The organism is Ruegeria sp. BA2 (genome assembly GCF_056539605.1).
On record NZ_JBQFVE010000001.1, the window covers coordinates 728629 to 743789 of the forward strand.

Below are 15161 nucleotides of genomic sequence, written 5' to 3' on the forward strand. Positions count from 1 at the left end.
ATGAGACGAGTTCAGCGTGGTTGCGAGTTCGAAGCGGGCGTTACGCAACATTCGCAAAGCTGCTTCGCATGAGCCATTTGGTCAGCGTCCGTGCCATCAGGTCGTGGCCCGTCAAGGTTATTCGCCCTGCCGCGATTTCCGCCTCAAAAGTGGAATGTCCCATCCACGCGGAGGTCAGGTCTCGCAATTCGCAAACGACAAAAAGATCAACATCATACTTCGGGTCCGTGTAACATAGGTCGGTTTCCTCGCCAGGCTTTGCCACGATCCAGTAGTTAACCGTCTCTTTGGAAGGTTCTGCAAGGATGAACTGGATGACGCTTCTGCGCTTGGGGAGTTGCAATTGGTCAATCTTACCCCGGATTTTCCACATCAAAAGGCGAGCATCGAGTTCTTGCAGAGACACCTCGCAGTCGATGTTCCTGTGCGCCCATTCACCAAGCGCGAAGATAAGCGGCTTCACCTCATCGGCTAGAGGCGTTGTCAGATATTCGGTATGCGCCCCGGCACCAGCGGCATGACGCGCAACAAGTCCGTTTTGCTCCATTTCCTTGAGCCGTTTGGAAAGCAGTCCCGGCGACATGCCCGGCACACCTCTCTGAATCTCATTGAAGCGGGTGGAACCAGACCACATTTCGCAAAGCAGCAGCATGGTCCAGCGTGGTTCCAAAAGGCTTGCGGCCATAGCGACAGGGCAAAACCTGGGATAGTTGGACTCTGACATAGCGTTACCTCCAAAGGCAGCTAAGCACCCAGGCACAGTAACTGTCTACTTCAGAAAATGTAGTTAGTTTGCTGCATTTGCTGAACTGGTTCACCTGCGACCATCGATGTCAGTCTCGTCACACCACAAATTCACGGAAGGGAGGCAAGCTATGCCACTGGTAGATATCGAAGTAATCGAAGGTGTTTTCGATGAGGCTCAGAAGGCTCAGATGATTGAGAAAGTGACCAACGCGATGGTGGAGGTCGAGGGCGAGAACATGCGGGGTGTGACCTGGGTGCGCGTGAAAGAAGTGCGCAGCGGGCAATGGGGCATCGGCGGCAATACACCAAGCGCCGACGACATCAAAGCGATGGCCGCAGGTTAAGCGGTCAAATCGACCGGGCCGCATAATTCGGCGGCCTGGTCCGTCACAAAACCTACTAATAAACTCCGAAGGAAAGCCAATGGAAAAGAACATCCATGCAAGAGATGCGCAGTTGCGGGCCATCAGTGTGTTCACAAAACGACCCGAAGCGGCACAGGTCCTGAACTGCGGCAGCGCTGAAGTTCACGATGGCCTTCGCTGCACCTATGCAAATGAGGGTCATCAGCTGGTCATCGATATGCCCTCAGCGATTGGGGGAACCGACGATGGCTTGACACCCGGTTTCTATGGCCGCGCCGCGATTTGTAGCTGCCTTGCCATCGGCATTAAGATGACGGCCACGCGGGAAGACCTTCACCTCGAAACGGTAGAAGTGGGAATTGAACAGGACTGGGACAATCGAGGAGTCCTCGCAATGGATGGGGCAAGCCCAGTGCCAAGCGACACTCGCATTGCAATTATGGTTAAGAGCACTGAGCCGAATGACGTACTGAAAGAGATGATTGATCGTGCAATGTCCGGTGACCCGTGGTTTTTGGCATTCAAGAATGCACAGCCGGTGCAAACACACGTCTCTTTTGCGTCGGTGCCTGCGTGATGGACGCTCGTTTGCAACTTCGCGTCCAGCGCTATGGCTGGGATGCAGCCGCGAGCCACTACCACGAGAGTTGGGAAAAGCAGCTAAAGCCTGCGCAAGACACATTCCTTCGCATGGCCGACATCCAACAAGGTCAAAGAGTGATCGAGACGGCTTGCGGTAGCGGTTTGGCGACACTGCGCATGGCCGACGCCGTTGGATCAACGGGTCAAGTCATTGCCACCGATCTGTCACAGGGGATGATTGATGATCTTATAGACCGGCTGAATGCTCTTGATGTCGCGAACGTAACTGCCCTGCGCATGCCAGCGGAAAAGCTGGACCAACCGGATAATGCTGTCGACGCCGCGATCTGTGCGCTGGGGCTTATGTACACGCCCGATCCCGCCAATGCCGTCACAGAGATGGCACGCGTTGTTAAGCCGGGCGGTAAGTTGGCCGCGTTGGTCTGGGGCGAGCGCCGAAACTGCGGCTGGGCAGATGTCTTTCCAATTGTCGATGCTCGGGTCGCGTCTGAAGTTTGCCCGATGTTCTTTGGAACAGGTGCGCCGAATGCTCTGCCCCGAATTTTCGAACAGGCGGGACTGACGGAAATCGCGGAGCATCGCCATTCAGAATTCTTGCGTTTCAAAGATGAAACCGCCGTAATTAATGCCGTCTTGTTGGGCGGCCCGGTTGCCCTGGCGGTTAAACGGTTCGACAAAGCGACCTGGGAAGAGGTCTGCCATCAGTTTTTGGCATCGATCTCCGCATATCAGAAAGTTGATGGGAGCTATTCAATCCCCGGTGAGTTCGTGACCGTTGTGGGAGCAGTTGCGATTTAGTCCGAGAAGGGCTGTTTTTGGAAGCAAACATTCAAGGAAGGCGCCGCCTTGGTCAATCCGGGCTCGGAGCAGACCTTCGGCAGAATTCAGTGAATGTCTGCTACGCGGACAAGCCACCTTGTGCGCCTGCAGCTATTGCTGACGCAGCATTTTGTCTAGCCCCGTGTTCTGGGCCATCTCGGACTAGAGTTTCGGGGACTGGTGGGCGCATGTTGAGGGCCTGATGCGGTCGGGTGTGGTTGTATTGCCTGAGCCAGCAATTGATCACAATCTGTGCCAGCTTGGTCGTTGTGAACCATTCGGAATTGAGAACCTCGCGGCGGAGCGTTCCATTGAACCTCTCATTTTATCCTTTCTCCCAGGGAGAGCCCAGGTAGATCCGGATCGGGCTACCTTCTTGTGGTTGACACGCCAGCCCTCGACCCGAAGCAGCTGCGCCACCTTACGGTAGCCATACCGGCCATAGCTCTTGGCCAGACGGATCATGGCCAGTCGAAGAGCATCATCGTTCTTCTCTACGGCCTGGTATTGCATGGAGCTGCGTGCAAGGCCGACCACCTTGCAGGTGCGGCGCTCTGATGTGCCGAGCTTCTGGCGAGCATGAATGACGGTCTGACGAAGTTGGCTCGTCGTCAGGCCCTCGGTTTCAGGGAGTTCAGACTTTCCTTTAGGATCAGCTTGTCCAGTTCCAGTTCGGCCACGATCTTCTTCAGTCGGGCATTTTCTTTCTCCAGGCTGCGCAACTCCGACAGTTGCGACTTGCCCATGCCACCGAACCGACGCCGCCAATTGTAGTATGTCGCATCGCTGACACCGACACCACGACAGGCCGTCCGAACATCGTCGCCATCTGCCAGCTTCAGTTCATCCTCACGCAGCAGCTTCAGAATGTCCTCGTCCGAGTATCGCTTCCGAGCCACCTCTTGTCCCCCCTTCTCAGCCAAAGTAGTGACCCAATTTTAGGGGGCAAAGACTTGTGTTCGACGGTTTCTCCATCAGGACAAAAACCAACCACAACGTCTAGTTGACCGATGGTGCAGTGGAAGTTGTGCAGTGAGCAACGCATAGTCTTATGATGCTAATGATATGTTCGGGAGCGACCGTAGATGAAGTATCAGACCAAGGCCGCGACCTCCTCCAAGAGGTAGCAAATCCTGAATGCAGCACAACGAGCGATCCTCGAGAAAGGTGTTTCGGCAACGACAATTGAAGAGTTGATCGTTGAAGTTGGAGTGTCGAAGAATGGGTTCTTTTATCACTTCCAAGATAAGGCCCAAATGATCGAGGCCATTCTGAATCGCAATCTGGAACTTGATGAAACATGGTTTGCCGACCTTCTGGGAGGCGCAGAAAATGTCGATGCAGACCCGCTTGGAAAGTTCCTTGCCTTTTTTGGAATTGCTTGCAGAAGAAATGAGCGGCATGCCGGAAGGACTTCCGGGCTATATGACGACTGCTTGTTGCAATCAGGACCGCCTGTTGAGCGACAAGGTCAGGCAAGTTGCAAAGGCGATATTGGTTCAGTGGCGTGAAGTTTCTTTGGCACAACTGCGCGAGGTCGCCGCGCATCACCCACCGACTATCGACATAGACTTGGAAGCGTTGGGAGACTTGTTACCCGCTCTGATCGACGGTTCGATCATCTTCTCACGCGTGGTTGGAGATCAATCCGTCTTGCCTCGCCAGATACGATTGTACCGCAGCCTCATAGAAAGCACTTTTAAGCCTGAAGCAGAGACTTTTAAGCCTGAAGCAGAGACTTTGTCGAAAGGGTGCAGTCGAAAGGGCGGACATCAGTGCCTTTGAGATTTGAACCATGCGCGGTAGGCTGTGCGCAGCGAGTTATTGCTTTGACAGGACAAGATGGCCGATATTCATTATCCCCCCGATTTCGTAGCAGGAATGCAGATGCAGTGGGGCATAGGGTTTCTGTCGCCGGGTGGCCCTGAGAAAGTAGCGGAAATACTGAAGACAGTCGATGTCGCGGGCAAATCCGTTCTTGATATTGGATGTGGTGTTGGTGGTCCGGCCATGGTGATCGCCGAAGAGTTGGGCGCGACTGACGTCGTCGGTATAGACATTGAAGAATACCTTATCGAAACAGCGCAAGAAAATGTGTTGGCGGCAGGCTTGGGCGACCGCGTTTCGATGGAGTTAGTCGAAGAAGATCCGCTGCCCTTTGCAGATGGACGTTTCGACATTGTTTTTAGTAAAGATTCCCTGATCCACGTGCCTGATAAGTCCGCACTCTACACGAAGTCCTTCGCGTACTTACGCCCGGTGGGGTCTTTGCCGCAAGTGACTGGCTGTGCGGAGAAGATGCTGAGAACTTGGATGGCTACAAAGAATGGCGTTCACATTCGTCGCTCGACTTCAGAATGCAAACACCTGCCGAAACAGAAGCCGAAATGCGAAATGCGGGGCTCACCGGCATTCGGACGAATAACCGCTCCGAATGGTACGCAAGTGTTGTTGATCAGGAAGTCGCCATGATGCACAGCGATGCTTGGCGGGATCGCTTTATCAGCGCCTTCGGAGAAGAGGCGTACGAAAAAAAGCTGGTTGTACGCATCGCCAACGCCCGGGCGGCAGCGAGCAACGGTTTGCAGCCCACTCACCTATTCGGCAAAAATGCCGACTTAGGACTAAGTGGAGCGAGCCGCAGCTCCGTCCGCGCTTCCGACTTTGGAAGACCTGATGGGCCACGAGCCAATGCGGCTGACCGCTTTGAGCCCAAAGCGGTCAATTCGAAATCAAGGTAGTGGAATTGGACTATCGCTAAGGGTTCTGATGTAGGCAATGATGTCTACTCTGTCCTGCTCGTCAGCAATTCCGTCAATGTCCATTCTGTTACCGGGAATCGATACTCTGGGGCTCGCGATAAATGAATTCAACGTGTCAAAATCCCAATGTCCGCCCCGGTTGGCCAGAGTTGGAGTGTATTCAAAGTCCTCAGATGAGCCTACTTCCCTGCCCAAAACGTCCCAGAGAGGGGGACCGTCCTTTTGACCTTTCCTTGGCTGTGCTTCCATGTGGTGGCACTGGCGACAAGCGCCTGTCAGAAGGCGACCACGTTCAATATCGGCCGATACAAGCAAATGTGAAACGCTTGGATAGGACCTTCCGTCAGGGACACCTGATTCGATTAGCATGTCCTCAATTTCCGTGTGCCCCCGAACGCGGGCTAAGTGCAAGGCCGTTCCGATCCAAGGGTCAATGAATGACGCATCAACACCAGCGTCAAGCAGGATACGAACGATGTCTGCGTGGCCGTTACTGGAGGCCACGTGAAGTGGGTAGGAGTAATTGAATTCCGTTTCCGCGTCTGGGACTGTGTAACTGGGATCAGCGCCAAGTTCCAAGAGAGCTAACACTACGTTTGTCCGACCGAAGCGTGCAGCGACCACCAATGGTGACGAGCCCTTGATGCGGGCGCCGGTGGTGCTTGGCAGATCAACGGGAACTCCTTTGTCAATTTCCGCCTGTACTTTAGCAACGTCTCCTTTGCGCGCCATTAGATGAATCATTTCGGCAGATACCGCCGTACCCAAGACTAAAAACGCGCAGGTTGCTGCAAAACAGAGTGATCTTAGTTGCATGCTGAACTCCCCCGCTCGCTGGGGAGATTATCGAATAATGGCCCTCACATCCAGCTTCCGTCGTTTGTCGGCTTTGTCCGCAACTTGATCTTTGGCCTCCAAATTTCTCAGCGCCGCCCACGAACGGCCGGTATCTTCGTCGCGTTGCAGCACCGAAGACAGCGCATCTGCAGCGATTTTCGTGCTGCGAGCGCGTGCAGCGAGAAAATGGTAAGTCGGCTGTGGGCTCGAAGCGGAAGCTCGACAAATTTTACTGAACCGCCGCTACGCGGTACATGCGGAAATTTGGCGGAAGTAGAAGCTGCTTACTTCCATCCGGCACCTTAGCGTTAGAACAAGGGTGTCCAAAGGGTGGTCTCTTAATTTAAATATGTCTTTAAGTTATTGTTTTATATAATATTTCACTATTAAGCTGGTGCGGTCGAGAAGACTCGAACTTCCACGGGTGTTACCCCACAGCGACCTCAACGCTGCGCGTCTACCAATTCCGCCACGACCGCACTGCCAATGACTTGGTAGAGGGGCGTATAGACGCTGAGCCGGGCGATGTGAAGAGGCAAAAACACAGCCGATTGAATTCCTTTGACGCTGTCATATCTAAACGTGACTCGCCGAAGTTTCAGGAGCACCCCATGCCCTCGCCCGATCCTCGCCCCACCGTACAGATCGATGTCGTTTCCGATGTGGTCTGCCCCTGGTGTATTGTTGGATACCGCCAGCTCAATGCAGCATTGAAGCAAGAAAATGTGCTGGCTCAACTGCGTTGGCATCCCTTCGAGCTGAACCCCAATATGGGGTCCGAAGGGCAGAATTTGCGCGAGCATATTGCCGAGAAATACGGCTCAACGCCCGAACAAAGCCAACAGGCGCGCGCGCGGTTGTCCGCATTAGGAGCTGAACTTGGATTTACTTTCAATTTCAGCGATGACAGTCGAATTGTGAACACCTTTGCCGCGCATCAGCTGCTTGACTGGGCCGAGACGCAGGGGCGACAGCACCCGTTGAAGCTGGCTTTGTTCGATGCCTATTTCACCAAGCAGCAAGATGTCTCGGACACTGAAGTATTGCTGAGCACAGTCGAGGCCGTAGGGCTGAACCCGATTGCGGCGCATCAGGCGCTCGAAACAGGTGCGCATGTCCAGCCAGTGCGTGAGAAACAACAGTTCTGGACCAGCAGGGGTATTTCAGGTGTGCCTTCGATGGTGTTTGGCGGGAAATACCTGCTGACCGGTGCACAAGGGGCTGACACCTATGCCCAGGTCCTGCAACGCTGCTTGGCCGAGGCCGCCTGACCCCTTTCCCCTACCCCGCAGACGGGCTAAGGAACTCGCATGGAATGGAAGACTACAGACGGGCTGATTGACTACGACGAGGCCACCGCCTTCATGGAGGCGCGCGTTGCTGCGATTGCGGCGGGTGAGGTAGATGAGTGTATCTGGCTGTTGGAACATCCGCCACTTTACACCGCCGGGACGTCTGCCAAACACGAGGATCTGACCGACCCGGATCGCTTTCCAGTCTATGAAAGCAAGCGTGGTGGTCAGTATACCTATCACGGGCCCGGACAGCGCGTGGTCTACGTCATGCTAGATGTCGGCAAACGCGGCCATGATGTACGCCGCTTTGTAAAACAACTGGAAGAATGGGTTATCGCGGCCTTAGCCGAGTTCAATGTAGCCGGAGAAATACGCGACGGTCGCGTGGGTGTCTGGGTCCAGCGGCAGGACAAGCCGCTGACGATCACAGGCCAGCCAGCAGAAGACAAGATTGCGGCCATCGGCATTCGCCTACGGAAATGGATCAGCTTTCACGGCATTTCGATCAATGTCGAACCGGACCTGTCTCATTTCACGGGTATCGTGCCTTGCGGCATTCAGGAACACGGGGTGACGTCGTTGGTCGATCTTGGCCTGCCTGTGACCATGGATGACGTCGACGTCGCCTTGCAAAAGACCTTTGATGAGGTCTTCGCCACCGAGGGCGCTTAGCTAATAGGTGATTCCACTTATTCGGCGTGATCGAACCGGAATATCCAAACGACAATGCCAAAATTTAGAGCATTCTGTTTCGAAAAAATCGTGCAGATTTCCTTTGAATTGCCCCAATTCGCGTCAAATTCAGGGATTTTTCACATCCTCTCCTTACAAACGCCATCTGACCACATAGTATGTAGAGACCGTTCATGAGTGAGTGGTGTGTTAACCGGTGATCTCAGGGCTGCCCTGCGAAATCCGTGAAAGTGTTTGGTTACGAGTCTGCCGTTCCGACCCCATATCGGAACGGCAATTCTCTTTTTGGGGCCACCGTTTTGCATTCCAATCAGCCTTAAGGCACAAGCGTGACCTCTTGCTGTTTCTCCAGCGAAATCGCCGCTAAACCCTTTCGGGCCTAGCTCAATGCAGCGCGGATTTTGTCGGCATGCTGGGCGATCAAGTCGAACTCTCCCATCTTGCCCGGCGGACGCAAGGAGATGCCTTCGTGGCGCGGCAGAACGTGGACATGAAGGTGAAACACCTCTTGCCCCCCTGCCGCTTCGTTGAATTGCTGAATGGTAACGCCGTCTGCGTCAAAGGCGGCTTTCACGGCATGTGCCATCTTCTGTACGGTCGCCATCACCGCAGCCAGCTGCTCGGGCGTCGCATCCAGCATATTGCGGCAGGGTGTTTTCGGGATGACAAGCAGATGACCGTCGGCCCGGGGCATGATATCCATCAGGGCAATCGTGTCATCGTCTTCATAAACACGGTTCGACGGGATTTCCCCGCGCAGTATCTTGGCAAAGACGTTTTCGGGATCATAGGCGGTCATCTCGGGCCTCCGGCGTTGGAACTTTCCGTTGTTCTGAGCCGCGCTGCCGTATCGGTCAAGCGGGATTCCCCCAGCGCCACTTGAATTCAGGGACGGAACACCCAAATCCATCGCATCCAGGATCAAATAAACGCGCAGGCCCACCTGCCCGCGACAATTAATCTTGATCCAGATCAAACTCGACCATTGAAGGTCGCCCCTTGGCAAACTAAAACCAGCAGGAATCCCGCGCGTTGGAGAGGTCCGACTGCGCGGTGTAGTTGCAACAGGAGGCACCTAAATGGCAGACGCAGCCATTCATGGTCACGATCATGAAGACCAGCGCGGTTTCTTTACCCGTTGGTTCATGTCGACCAACCACAAAGATATCGGGATTCTGTACCTGATCTTCTCGGCACTCGCCGGTCTGATCTCGGTTCTGATGACCGTCTATATGCGGCTCGAACTGATGCACCCCGGTGTGCAGTACATGTGCCTCGAAGGCTTCATGGCCGATCCATGTACCCCGAACGGGCATCTCTGGAACGTGATGATCACCTATCACGGTGTTCTGATGATGTTCTTCGTGGTTATTCCGGCCCTGTTCGGCGGATTTGGCAACTATTTCATGCCGTTGCAGATCGGTGCGCCGGATATGGCGTTCCCGCGGATGAACAACCTGTCCTTCTGGCTGTATGTGGCTGGTACCTCGCTGGGTGTTGCTTCGCTGCTGTCTCCGGGCGGTAACGATCAGCTTGGTTCGGGCGTTGGCTGGGTTCTTTATCCTCCGCTGTCGACGACCGAGGGCGGTATGTCCATGGACCTTGCGATCTTCGCCGTGCACGTATCGGGCGCCTCCTCGATCCTCGGTGCGATTAACATGATCACCACCTTCTTGAACATGCGTGCCCCTGGCATGACGCTGTTCAAGGTGCCGCTGTTCAGTTGGTCAATCTTCGTCACCTCGTGGCTGATTCTGCTGTCGCTGCCGGTTCTGGCAGGCGCGATCACCATGCTGCTGATGGACCGCAACTTTGGCTTTACCTTCTTTGATCCGGCCGGTGGCGGCGATCCGATCCTGTATCAGCACATCCTGTGGTTCTTCGGCCACCCGGAAGTGTACATCGTGATCCTGCCCGGTTTCGGCATCATCAGCCACGTGATCGCAACCTTCGCGCGCAAGCCGATCTTCGGCTATCTACCGATGGTCTGGGCGATCATCGCAATCGGTGTTCTGGGCTTCGTCGTATGGGCGCACCACATGTACACCGTGGGCATGTCGCTGCGTCAGCAGGCCTACTTCATGCTGGCGACGATGGTCATCGCGGTTCCAACGGGGGTTAAGGTCTTTTCGTGGATTGCGACCATGTGGGGCGGCTCGATCGAGTTCAAAACCCCGATGCTGTTCGCCTTCGGCTTCCTGTTCCTGTTCACCGTTGGTGGTGTGACCGGTGTTGTGCTGTCGCAGGCCGGCGTGGACCGTGCCTATCACGACACCTACTACGTCGTTGCGCATTTCCACTATGTGATGAGCTTGGGTGCCGTCTTCGCGATCTTCGCTGGCGTATACTTCTACTTCTCGAAGATGACGGGCCGTCAGTATTCAGAGTTCTGGGGCAAGGTTCACTTCTGGCTGTTCTTCATCGGCGCCAACCTGACCTTCTTCCCGCAGCACTTCCTGGGCCGTCAGGGCATGCCTCGCCGCTACATCGACTATCCCGAAGCGTTCGCGCAGTGGAACTTTGTTTCGTCGATCGGTGCGTTCATCTCATTCGCCTCGTTCCTGCTGTTCTTCGGCATCGTGATCTACGCCCTGCTGCGTGGCGCGAAAGAGACCCGTCCGAACCCGTGGAACGAATACGCGGATACGCTGGAATGGACCCTGCCTACCCCGCCGCCTGAACACACGTTCGAGCAGCTGCCCAAGCAGGAAGACTGGGACAAGGGCCACGCGCACTAATCCCGCCATCCAAACCAAATTCAGCAAAGCCCCGCCTTGTGTGGGGCTTTGTGTTTTTGTGACCCCAGTCCGCAACTTGCTGCACCCAACACGTAGACGCACCAAAGATCAGGTCGCTAGTATTTGCGAAAGCGGCATAATCTACGACGGGTGCGCACCACATGATACTCCATCACGGCATCACACTTCGGCAACTGGTCAAAGGCTCTGCCGGGTTCATTTGCATCGTCATGGCCTGGATATTCCTGTTGGAGCTGATCGATGAAGTCACCCCGTTAGAGCTGATCTCGAACTCAAGCCCCCCGGTCACGATGCTGGGTCTGGCGGTGGCGTTTTTTCTGGGTTTCAAAAACACCTCGGCCTATGGGCGCTGGGTTGATGCGCGGAAAATCTGGGGCGATATGGTTAATGCGAGCCGCGACTGGGGAAATACGATCAGCAATCTGGTGCAGACGGATGGAACACCGCTTGATCCCGAAACCCGCCGCGAGCTGTTGGAGCGCCATATTGCGTGGCTGAACATGCTGGCCTTTCAGCTGCGTCAGCCCACCGCCAACGGGCGATCCCGCCGCCCGTGGATGTTCGGGCACAAGCCCGTCTCAGACAAAATCGCGTTGCATCAGGATCCTGAGTGCTGGCGCAGCAGCCAGCTTGAAGCTGATCTGCCGCGGCTAGAGGGTAAATCCAACCGCGCTGCGTACCTGATGTTTCTGCAAGGTGAACGTCTGTCAGCCCTCGCCCAATCCCGCAAGATCGATCCCTACTGGCACGTGGCGCTGATGAACAGGCTGGCGCGGTTTACGGATGCGCAAGGCCAAAGCGAGCGCATCAAGAACACCCCTTTCCCTAGGCAAGTGGCCGAGGTTGGCAGGATCTTCAGCTATATCTTCATCTTTATGCTGCCGCTGGCCCTGAACGATCAGCGGTCGTTCACTGCGGGCATGGGTTTTCCCGTGGTAAAGGCGGTCGTGCTCGACTGGATGGTCTTTGCCCCGATCGGCGCGTTGGTGTGCTGGATTTTCTTCGTAACCGAACGCGTCAGCGCCTCGATGGAGGATCCTTTCGAGGGTGATGTCACCGATGTTCCAATCTCATCCATCTGCCGCATGATCGAAATCGACCTACGCCAGATGACGGCCTGTGGCACTGCCCCTCAGCCAACCCAACCTATTGATAAGGCGATGCTCTGACCGCCTGATTTGGGCAAAGATCGAAAAATCCTTCATTTTGAGGTATTCTGGTAGGCACAGCCCCTTTTGACAGGAGCCCCGCCATGCCCGAGATCGATTTTTGGTATTCCATCGGCAGCACTTACAGTTTTCTAACTATCACGCGCCTGGATGGCTGGTGCGAAGAAAACGATGCGACGGTTACCTGGCGCCCCTTCAACGTGCGCACGGTGATGTCGGAACAGCAGAATATTCCCTTTGCAGGCAAGCCTGTGAAATCCGCCTATATGTGGCGTGATATCGAACGCCGCGCTGCGAAATACCATATCCATGCAAAGTTACCTGCGCCCTATCCGATCTCGGATCTGGCACTTGCCAATCAGGTGGCATTGCTGGGCATGCAGGACGGTTGGGGCAAATCGTTTACTCAAAACCTCTATCGCATCTGGTTCGAGGAAGGCATTGAGGCGGGCAGCGAAAGTGCCATATCCGAGGCACTACTGCGGTGTCAGCAAGATCCGCGCCTGATCCTTTCGCGCGCCCGTAGCCCCGAGGCTGCCAGCGCACTTGAAGACGAGACAAATACAGCGATTCAGCTGGGCGTATTCGGCGCACCAAGCTTTGTTGTGCGCGACGAAGTGTTTTGGGGGGATGATCGTCTGGATGACGCCCTGTCCTGGGTGCGCGTCGGTCACGTCGTCTGACTTTTTGCTTCGCCTTGCGTACCCGCCGCGCTAGGTTTCAGCCATGCCGTATCAATGGACGAAAAACTCGGATGCTGAACAGGAGTTGCGCCTCTGGCCGCACAACTCTCTGCCGCCGCGTGGCGCAATGATCGTCATCCTGTCGGTGTTTCTGTTCGGATTGATCCCGCTTTTGGCAATGCTGGGCTCGGTTGTCCTGTGGGGGCTGCTGCCCTTCCTGATACTGACAGTCTTGGGCCTGTGGCTGGCGATCCAAACCAACTATCGCGCACGCAGCGTGTTTGAGGTGCTGACACTGAACCAAACGCAGGCGCGTCTTGTGCATCATCACCCGCGCAAAGGGGATCAGGAGTGGTCCTGCAACCGCTATTGGGCGCGCCCCGAGATGCACGCAAGCGGTGGGCCGGTACCCCACTACGTCACGTTGATCGGCGACGGGCGCGAAGTCGAAATCGGTGCGTTCCTGTCCGAGGACGAACGGATCGCTCTATTTGATGATTTAACGCGAAAGCTGCGGAGCTAGCCGCCGTTTGATGCAGCGCACAGGTGGTCTTTGACCATTGGTCCGACCTTGCCGAAATCCATCTGCCCGGTATAGCGCGTCTTCAGCTCGCCCATCACCTTGCCCATATCGCGGATCGAACCCGCGCCAGTGGCTGTGATGGCGGTCAGAATCGCTTTGCTGACCTCGTCGTCGTCTAACTGCTTGGGCAGGAACTCCTCGATCACTTCAACCTCGCGCAGTTCGCGCTCGGCCAGGTCCAGGCGTCCGCCTTCTTCATAGGCGCGCGCGCTTTCCTTGCGCTGCTTGGTCATTTTCCCAAGGATCTCAAGCACCTCGGCATCACCGCAGCCCTTGGCCTCTTCGTTTTCTGAAGCACGCGATGCAATGTCGCGATCCTTGATCGCGGCATTAATCAGGCGCAGTGTCGAAAGGCGCTCGGCGGCTTTGTCTTTCATAGCTTGCTTCAGGGCGGCATTCACCCTTGATCGCATATCCATATGGTCTGTCCATCCCCATGGCAAAGGAACCCTGACCATATCGAAACAAAAAGGCAGGCACAACAAGAGTGTTCGCGGTTAAATCATTGATTTTAAACGATAGCCCAAAATTTGAACAGACTTGACCCGGCGCACTAACCCCCTTAGGTATGCGTCCGTTTACCTTGCAGGAGAGTCGCGCCATGGCCCAGAACGCCCCGTCCAAGCCCACCGCATGTCTGGCTTTGGCCGATGGAACACTGTTCTATGGCATCGGCTTTGGCGCAACCGGACAAACGGTTGCTGAACTCTGCTTCAACACTGCGATGACCGGCTATCAGGAGATCATGACCGATCCCTCGTACGCGGGCCAGATCGTGACCTTCACCTTCCCCCATATCGGCAATGTCGGCGTAAACCCCGAGGATGATGAAACCGGAGATCCGGTTGCCGCAGGCATGGTTGTCAAATGGGACCCGACCGATGCATCGAACTGGCGCTCGACCGAAGAGCTGAAGACCTGGTTGGAGCGTCGAGGACGCATTGCGATCGGCGGTGTCGACACACGCCGCCTGACCCGTGCCATTCGGCAGCAAGGCGCCCCGCATGTGGCGTTGGCTCATGACCCCGACGGCAATTTCGACATCGAAGCCCTGATCGCAGCTGCACGCGGCTTTGCCGGGCTTGAGGGGATGGATCTGGCCAAAGAAGTTACCTGCGCCCAGAGTTATCGCTGGGATGAAATGCGTTGGGCATGGCCCGACGGCTACCCGAGGCAGGAAGCCCCGGCGCATAAGGTGGTCGCTATCGACTACGGCGCCAAGCGCAATATCCTGCGCTGCCTTGCCTCTGCTGGCTGCGACGTGACCGTGCTGCCGGCCACTGCCACGGCGGCAGAAGTACTTGCGCATGAGCCTGATGGCGTCTTCCTGTCCAACGGTCCGGGCGATCCGGCAGCTACCGGCGAATACGCAGTTCCGATGATCAAAGAGGTTCTTGATACAACAGACCTGCCTGTCTTTGGCATTTGCCTGGGTCACCAGATGCTGGCGCTGGCTCTGGGTGGTCAGACCGTCAAGATGAACCACGGCCACCACGGCGCGAACCATCCGGTCAAGGACATGGAAACCGGCAAGGTCGAGATCACCTCGATGAACCACGGATTTGCGGTAGATGCACAATCCCTGCCCGACGGCGTGGTCGAAACCCATCGCTCGCTGTTCGACGGTTCGAACTGCGGCATCCGCATGACGGGCCGTCCTGTCTATTCAGTTCAGCACCACCCCGAAGCCTCACCCGGCCCGCAGGACAGTTTCTATCTGTTCGAACGCTTTGCCGCCGCGATGGCAGACCAAAAAGCACAAGCCTAAACCTGAAAGACCAGAGTTAACCGCGCGTTAACCCTGTTTGAGCAACCCTGTCGCCTGTGATTTGCGGCAGGGTTTTCT

Annotated in this window: 18 protein-coding genes, 1 tRNA gene and 2 pseudogenes; 13 read left to right on the plus strand and 8 right to left on the minus strand. The window is 55.7% G+C overall.

All coding sequences use genetic code 11. The features are described from left to right. Positions 1 to 40 precede the first annotated feature (40 nt). Positions 41 to 724 carry a winged helix-turn-helix transcriptional regulator gene (locus tag ACR0NN_RS03570; protein ID WP_170719752.1) on the minus strand — a complete coding sequence of 228 codons (684 nt, stop codon included), beginning with the start codon at positions 722 to 724 and terminating at the stop codon, positions 41 to 43. 151 nt (positions 725 to 875) lie between these two features. Here ACR0NN_RS03570 and ACR0NN_RS03575 point away from each other — a divergent pair, with 151 nt between their 5' ends. From ACR0NN_RS03575 to ACR0NN_RS03585, 3 genes are all read left to right on the plus strand, one after another. After that, positions 876 to 1091 carry a tautomerase family protein gene (locus ACR0NN_RS03575; RefSeq protein WP_170686818.1) on the plus strand — a complete coding sequence of 72 codons (216 nt, stop codon included), beginning with the start codon at positions 876 to 878 and terminating at the stop codon, positions 1089 to 1091. A 79-nt stretch (positions 1092 to 1170) separates the two neighbouring features. After that, positions 1171 to 1689: an OsmC family protein gene (locus ACR0NN_RS03580; protein WP_170719755.1), complete on the plus strand. Its 519-nt coding sequence runs from the start codon at positions 1171 to 1173 to the stop codon at positions 1687 to 1689. Beyond that, positions 1689 to 2513 carry a class I SAM-dependent methyltransferase gene (locus ACR0NN_RS03585; protein ID WP_170719757.1) on the plus strand — a complete coding sequence of 275 codons (825 nt, stop codon included), beginning with the start codon at positions 1689 to 1691 and terminating at the stop codon, positions 2511 to 2513. Before ACR0NN_RS03580 ends, ACR0NN_RS03585 begins: the two co-directional genes overlap by 1 nt. Positions 2514 to 2613: 100 nt before the next feature. Here ACR0NN_RS03585 and ACR0NN_RS03590 read toward each other — a convergent pair. From ACR0NN_RS03590 to ACR0NN_RS03600, 3 genes and pseudogenes are all read right to left on the minus strand, one after another. Next, positions 2614 to 2844: pseudogene (locus ACR0NN_RS03590) on the minus strand (integrase core domain-containing protein); the annotation flags it as partial. Continuing rightward, entirely contained in the window at positions 2778 to 3047 is a 270-nt protein-coding gene (locus ACR0NN_RS03595) for an IS3 family transposase (RefSeq protein ID WP_170719759.1), read from the minus strand. The gene ACR0NN_RS03595 and the pseudogene ACR0NN_RS03590, both read right to left, overlap by 67 nt. 98 nt (positions 3048 to 3145) lie before the next feature. Beyond that, positions 3146 to 3433 (minus strand): transposase, encoded by a 288-nt coding sequence (locus ACR0NN_RS03600; protein WP_170719761.1) that lies wholly within the window; start codon positions 3431 to 3433, stop codon positions 3146 to 3148. Positions 3434 to 3667: 234 nt separating this feature from the next. On the opposite strand from ACR0NN_RS03600, the pseudogene ACR0NN_RS03605 reads away from it, so the two are divergent. The 3 genes and pseudogenes from ACR0NN_RS03605 to ACR0NN_RS03615 form a co-directional block, all read left to right on the plus strand. Beyond that, positions 3668 to 3793 (plus strand): annotated as a pseudogene (locus tag ACR0NN_RS03605) (TetR/AcrR family transcriptional regulator); the annotation flags it as partial. Positions 3794 to 3827: 34 nt separating this feature from the next. Beyond that, positions 3828 to 4319, plus strand: a complete 492-nt coding sequence (locus ACR0NN_RS03610) for a hypothetical protein (RefSeq protein ID WP_480683903.1) — start codon at positions 3828 to 3830, stop codon at positions 4317 to 4319. A gap of 57 nt (positions 4320 to 4376) precedes the next feature. Further along, positions 4377 to 5006 carry a class I SAM-dependent methyltransferase gene (locus tag ACR0NN_RS03615; RefSeq protein ID WP_170719766.1) on the plus strand — a complete coding sequence of 210 codons (630 nt, stop codon included), beginning with the start codon at positions 4377 to 4379 and terminating at the stop codon, positions 5004 to 5006. A gap of 260 nt (positions 5007 to 5266) precedes the next feature. On the opposite strand, the gene ACR0NN_RS03620 is transcribed toward ACR0NN_RS03615, so the two are convergent. Then, positions 5267 to 6112: an ankyrin repeat domain-containing protein gene (locus ACR0NN_RS03620; protein ID WP_170719768.1), complete on the minus strand. Its 846-nt coding sequence runs from the start codon at positions 6110 to 6112 to the stop codon at positions 5267 to 5269. A gap of 413 nt (positions 6113 to 6525) precedes the next feature. After that, a tRNA-Leu gene (locus ACR0NN_RS03625) sits at positions 6526 to 6612 on the minus strand. 132 nt (positions 6613 to 6744) lie between these two features. Between ACR0NN_RS03625 and ACR0NN_RS03630 the strand changes: the two genes are divergently transcribed. Together ACR0NN_RS03630 and lipB are read left to right on the plus strand one after the other, a co-directional pair. Further along, positions 6745 to 7404 (plus strand): DsbA family oxidoreductase, encoded by a 660-nt coding sequence (locus tag ACR0NN_RS03630; RefSeq protein WP_170719777.1) that lies wholly within the window; start codon positions 6745 to 6747, stop codon positions 7402 to 7404. Between the two features lie 39 nt (positions 7405 to 7443). Beyond that, positions 7444 to 8100 carry a lipoyl(octanoyl) transferase LipB gene (lipB, locus tag ACR0NN_RS03635; protein ID WP_170719780.1) on the plus strand — a complete coding sequence of 219 codons (657 nt, stop codon included), beginning with the start codon at positions 7444 to 7446 and terminating at the stop codon, positions 8098 to 8100. Between the two features lie 400 nt (positions 8101 to 8500). Here lipB and ACR0NN_RS03640 read toward each other — a convergent pair whose 3' ends face one another. Next, a complete protein-coding gene (locus ACR0NN_RS03640) occupies positions 8501 to 8920 on the minus strand; it encodes an HIT family protein (RefSeq protein ID WP_170720184.1) in 420 nt (139 codons plus the stop codon). Positions 8921 to 9200: 280 nt separating this feature from the next. Here ACR0NN_RS03640 and ctaD point away from each other — a divergent pair, with 280 nt between their 5' ends. The 4 genes from ctaD (at position 9201) to ACR0NN_RS03660 (ending at position 13255) form a co-directional block, all read left to right on the plus strand. Further along, positions 9201 to 10859 (plus strand): cytochrome c oxidase subunit I, encoded by a 1659-nt coding sequence (gene ctaD / locus ACR0NN_RS03645; protein ID WP_170683003.1) that lies wholly within the window; start codon positions 9201 to 9203, stop codon positions 10857 to 10859. 161 nt (positions 10860 to 11020) lie between these two features. Next, a complete protein-coding gene (locus ACR0NN_RS03650) occupies positions 11021 to 12049 on the plus strand; it encodes a bestrophin family protein (RefSeq protein WP_170719782.1) in 1029 nt (342 codons plus the stop codon). 83 nt (positions 12050 to 12132) lie between these two features. Then, positions 12133 to 12732, plus strand: coding sequence for a 2-hydroxychromene-2-carboxylate isomerase (locus ACR0NN_RS03655; RefSeq protein ID WP_170719785.1), 600 nt, complete (start codon positions 12133 to 12135; stop codon positions 12730 to 12732). A gap of 43 nt (positions 12733 to 12775) precedes the next feature. Continuing rightward, positions 12776 to 13255, plus strand: coding sequence for a DUF2244 domain-containing protein (locus ACR0NN_RS03660; RefSeq protein WP_170719789.1), 480 nt, complete (start codon positions 12776 to 12778; stop codon positions 13253 to 13255). On the opposite strand, the gene ACR0NN_RS03665 is transcribed toward ACR0NN_RS03660, so the two are convergent. Then, positions 13252 to 13734, minus strand: a complete 483-nt coding sequence (locus tag ACR0NN_RS03665) for a GatB/YqeY domain-containing protein (protein WP_170719791.1) — start codon at positions 13732 to 13734, stop codon at positions 13252 to 13254. The two genes, ACR0NN_RS03660 and ACR0NN_RS03665, sit on opposite strands and share 4 nt — an antisense overlap. A 182-nt stretch (positions 13735 to 13916) precedes the next feature. Here ACR0NN_RS03665 and carA point away from each other — a divergent pair, with 182 nt between their 5' ends. Then, positions 13917 to 15083, plus strand: a complete 1167-nt coding sequence (gene carA, locus ACR0NN_RS03670) for a glutamine-hydrolyzing carbamoyl-phosphate synthase small subunit (RefSeq protein WP_170719794.1) — start codon at positions 13917 to 13919, stop codon at positions 15081 to 15083. Positions 15084 to 15161: the final 78 nt, after the last annotated feature.

What these genes read in the sequence shown, in the direction of transcription:
- ACR0NN_RS03570 (WP_170719752.1), bottom strand. Translation starts at nt 724, where the DNA reads ATGTCAGAGTCCAACTATCCCAGGTTTTGCCCTGTCGCTATGGCCGCA.
- ACR0NN_RS03575 (WP_170686818.1), top strand. Translation starts at nt 876, where the DNA reads ATGCCACTGGTAGATATCGAAGTAATCGAAGGTGTTTTCGATGAGGCT.
- ACR0NN_RS03580 (WP_170719755.1), top strand. Translation starts at nt 1,171, where the DNA reads ATGGAAAAGAACATCCATGCAAGAGATGCGCAGTTGCGGGCCATCAGT.
- ACR0NN_RS03585 (WP_170719757.1), top strand. Translation starts at nt 1,689, where the DNA reads ATGGACGCTCGTTTGCAACTTCGCGTCCAGCGCTATGGCTGGGATGCA.
- ACR0NN_RS03595 (WP_170719759.1), bottom strand. Translation starts at nt 3,047, where the DNA reads ATGCAATACCAGGCCGTAGAGAAGAACGATGATGCTCTTCGACTGGCC.
- ACR0NN_RS03610 (WP_480683903.1), top strand. Translation starts at nt 3,828, where the DNA reads ATGAAACATGGTTTGCCGACCTTCTGGGAGGCGCAGAAAATGTCGATG.
- ACR0NN_RS03615 (WP_170719766.1), top strand. Translation starts at nt 4,377, where the DNA reads ATGGCCGATATTCATTATCCCCCCGATTTCGTAGCAGGAATGCAGATG.
- ACR0NN_RS03620 (WP_170719768.1), bottom strand. Translation starts at nt 6,112, where the DNA reads ATGCAACTAAGATCACTCTGTTTTGCAGCAACCTGCGCGTTTTTAGTC.
- ACR0NN_RS03630 (WP_170719777.1), top strand. Translation starts at nt 6,745, where the DNA reads ATGCCCTCGCCCGATCCTCGCCCCACCGTACAGATCGATGTCGTTTCC.
- lipB (WP_170719780.1), top strand. Translation starts at nt 7,444, where the DNA reads ATGGAATGGAAGACTACAGACGGGCTGATTGACTACGACGAGGCCACC.
- ACR0NN_RS03640 (WP_170720184.1), bottom strand. Translation starts at nt 8,920, where the DNA reads ATGACCGCCTATGATCCCGAAAACGTCTTTGCCAAGATACTGCGCGGG.
- ctaD (WP_170683003.1), top strand. Translation starts at nt 9,201, where the DNA reads ATGGCAGACGCAGCCATTCATGGTCACGATCATGAAGACCAGCGCGGT.
- ACR0NN_RS03650 (WP_170719782.1), top strand. Translation starts at nt 11,021, where the DNA reads ATGATACTCCATCACGGCATCACACTTCGGCAACTGGTCAAAGGCTCT.
- ACR0NN_RS03655 (WP_170719785.1), top strand. Translation starts at nt 12,133, where the DNA reads ATGCCCGAGATCGATTTTTGGTATTCCATCGGCAGCACTTACAGTTTT.
- ACR0NN_RS03660 (WP_170719789.1), top strand. Translation starts at nt 12,776, where the DNA reads ATGCCGTATCAATGGACGAAAAACTCGGATGCTGAACAGGAGTTGCGC.
- ACR0NN_RS03665 (WP_170719791.1), bottom strand. Translation starts at nt 13,734, where the DNA reads ATGGATATGCGATCAAGGGTGAATGCCGCCCTGAAGCAAGCTATGAAA.
- carA (WP_170719794.1), top strand. Translation starts at nt 13,917, where the DNA reads ATGGCCCAGAACGCCCCGTCCAAGCCCACCGCATGTCTGGCTTTGGCC.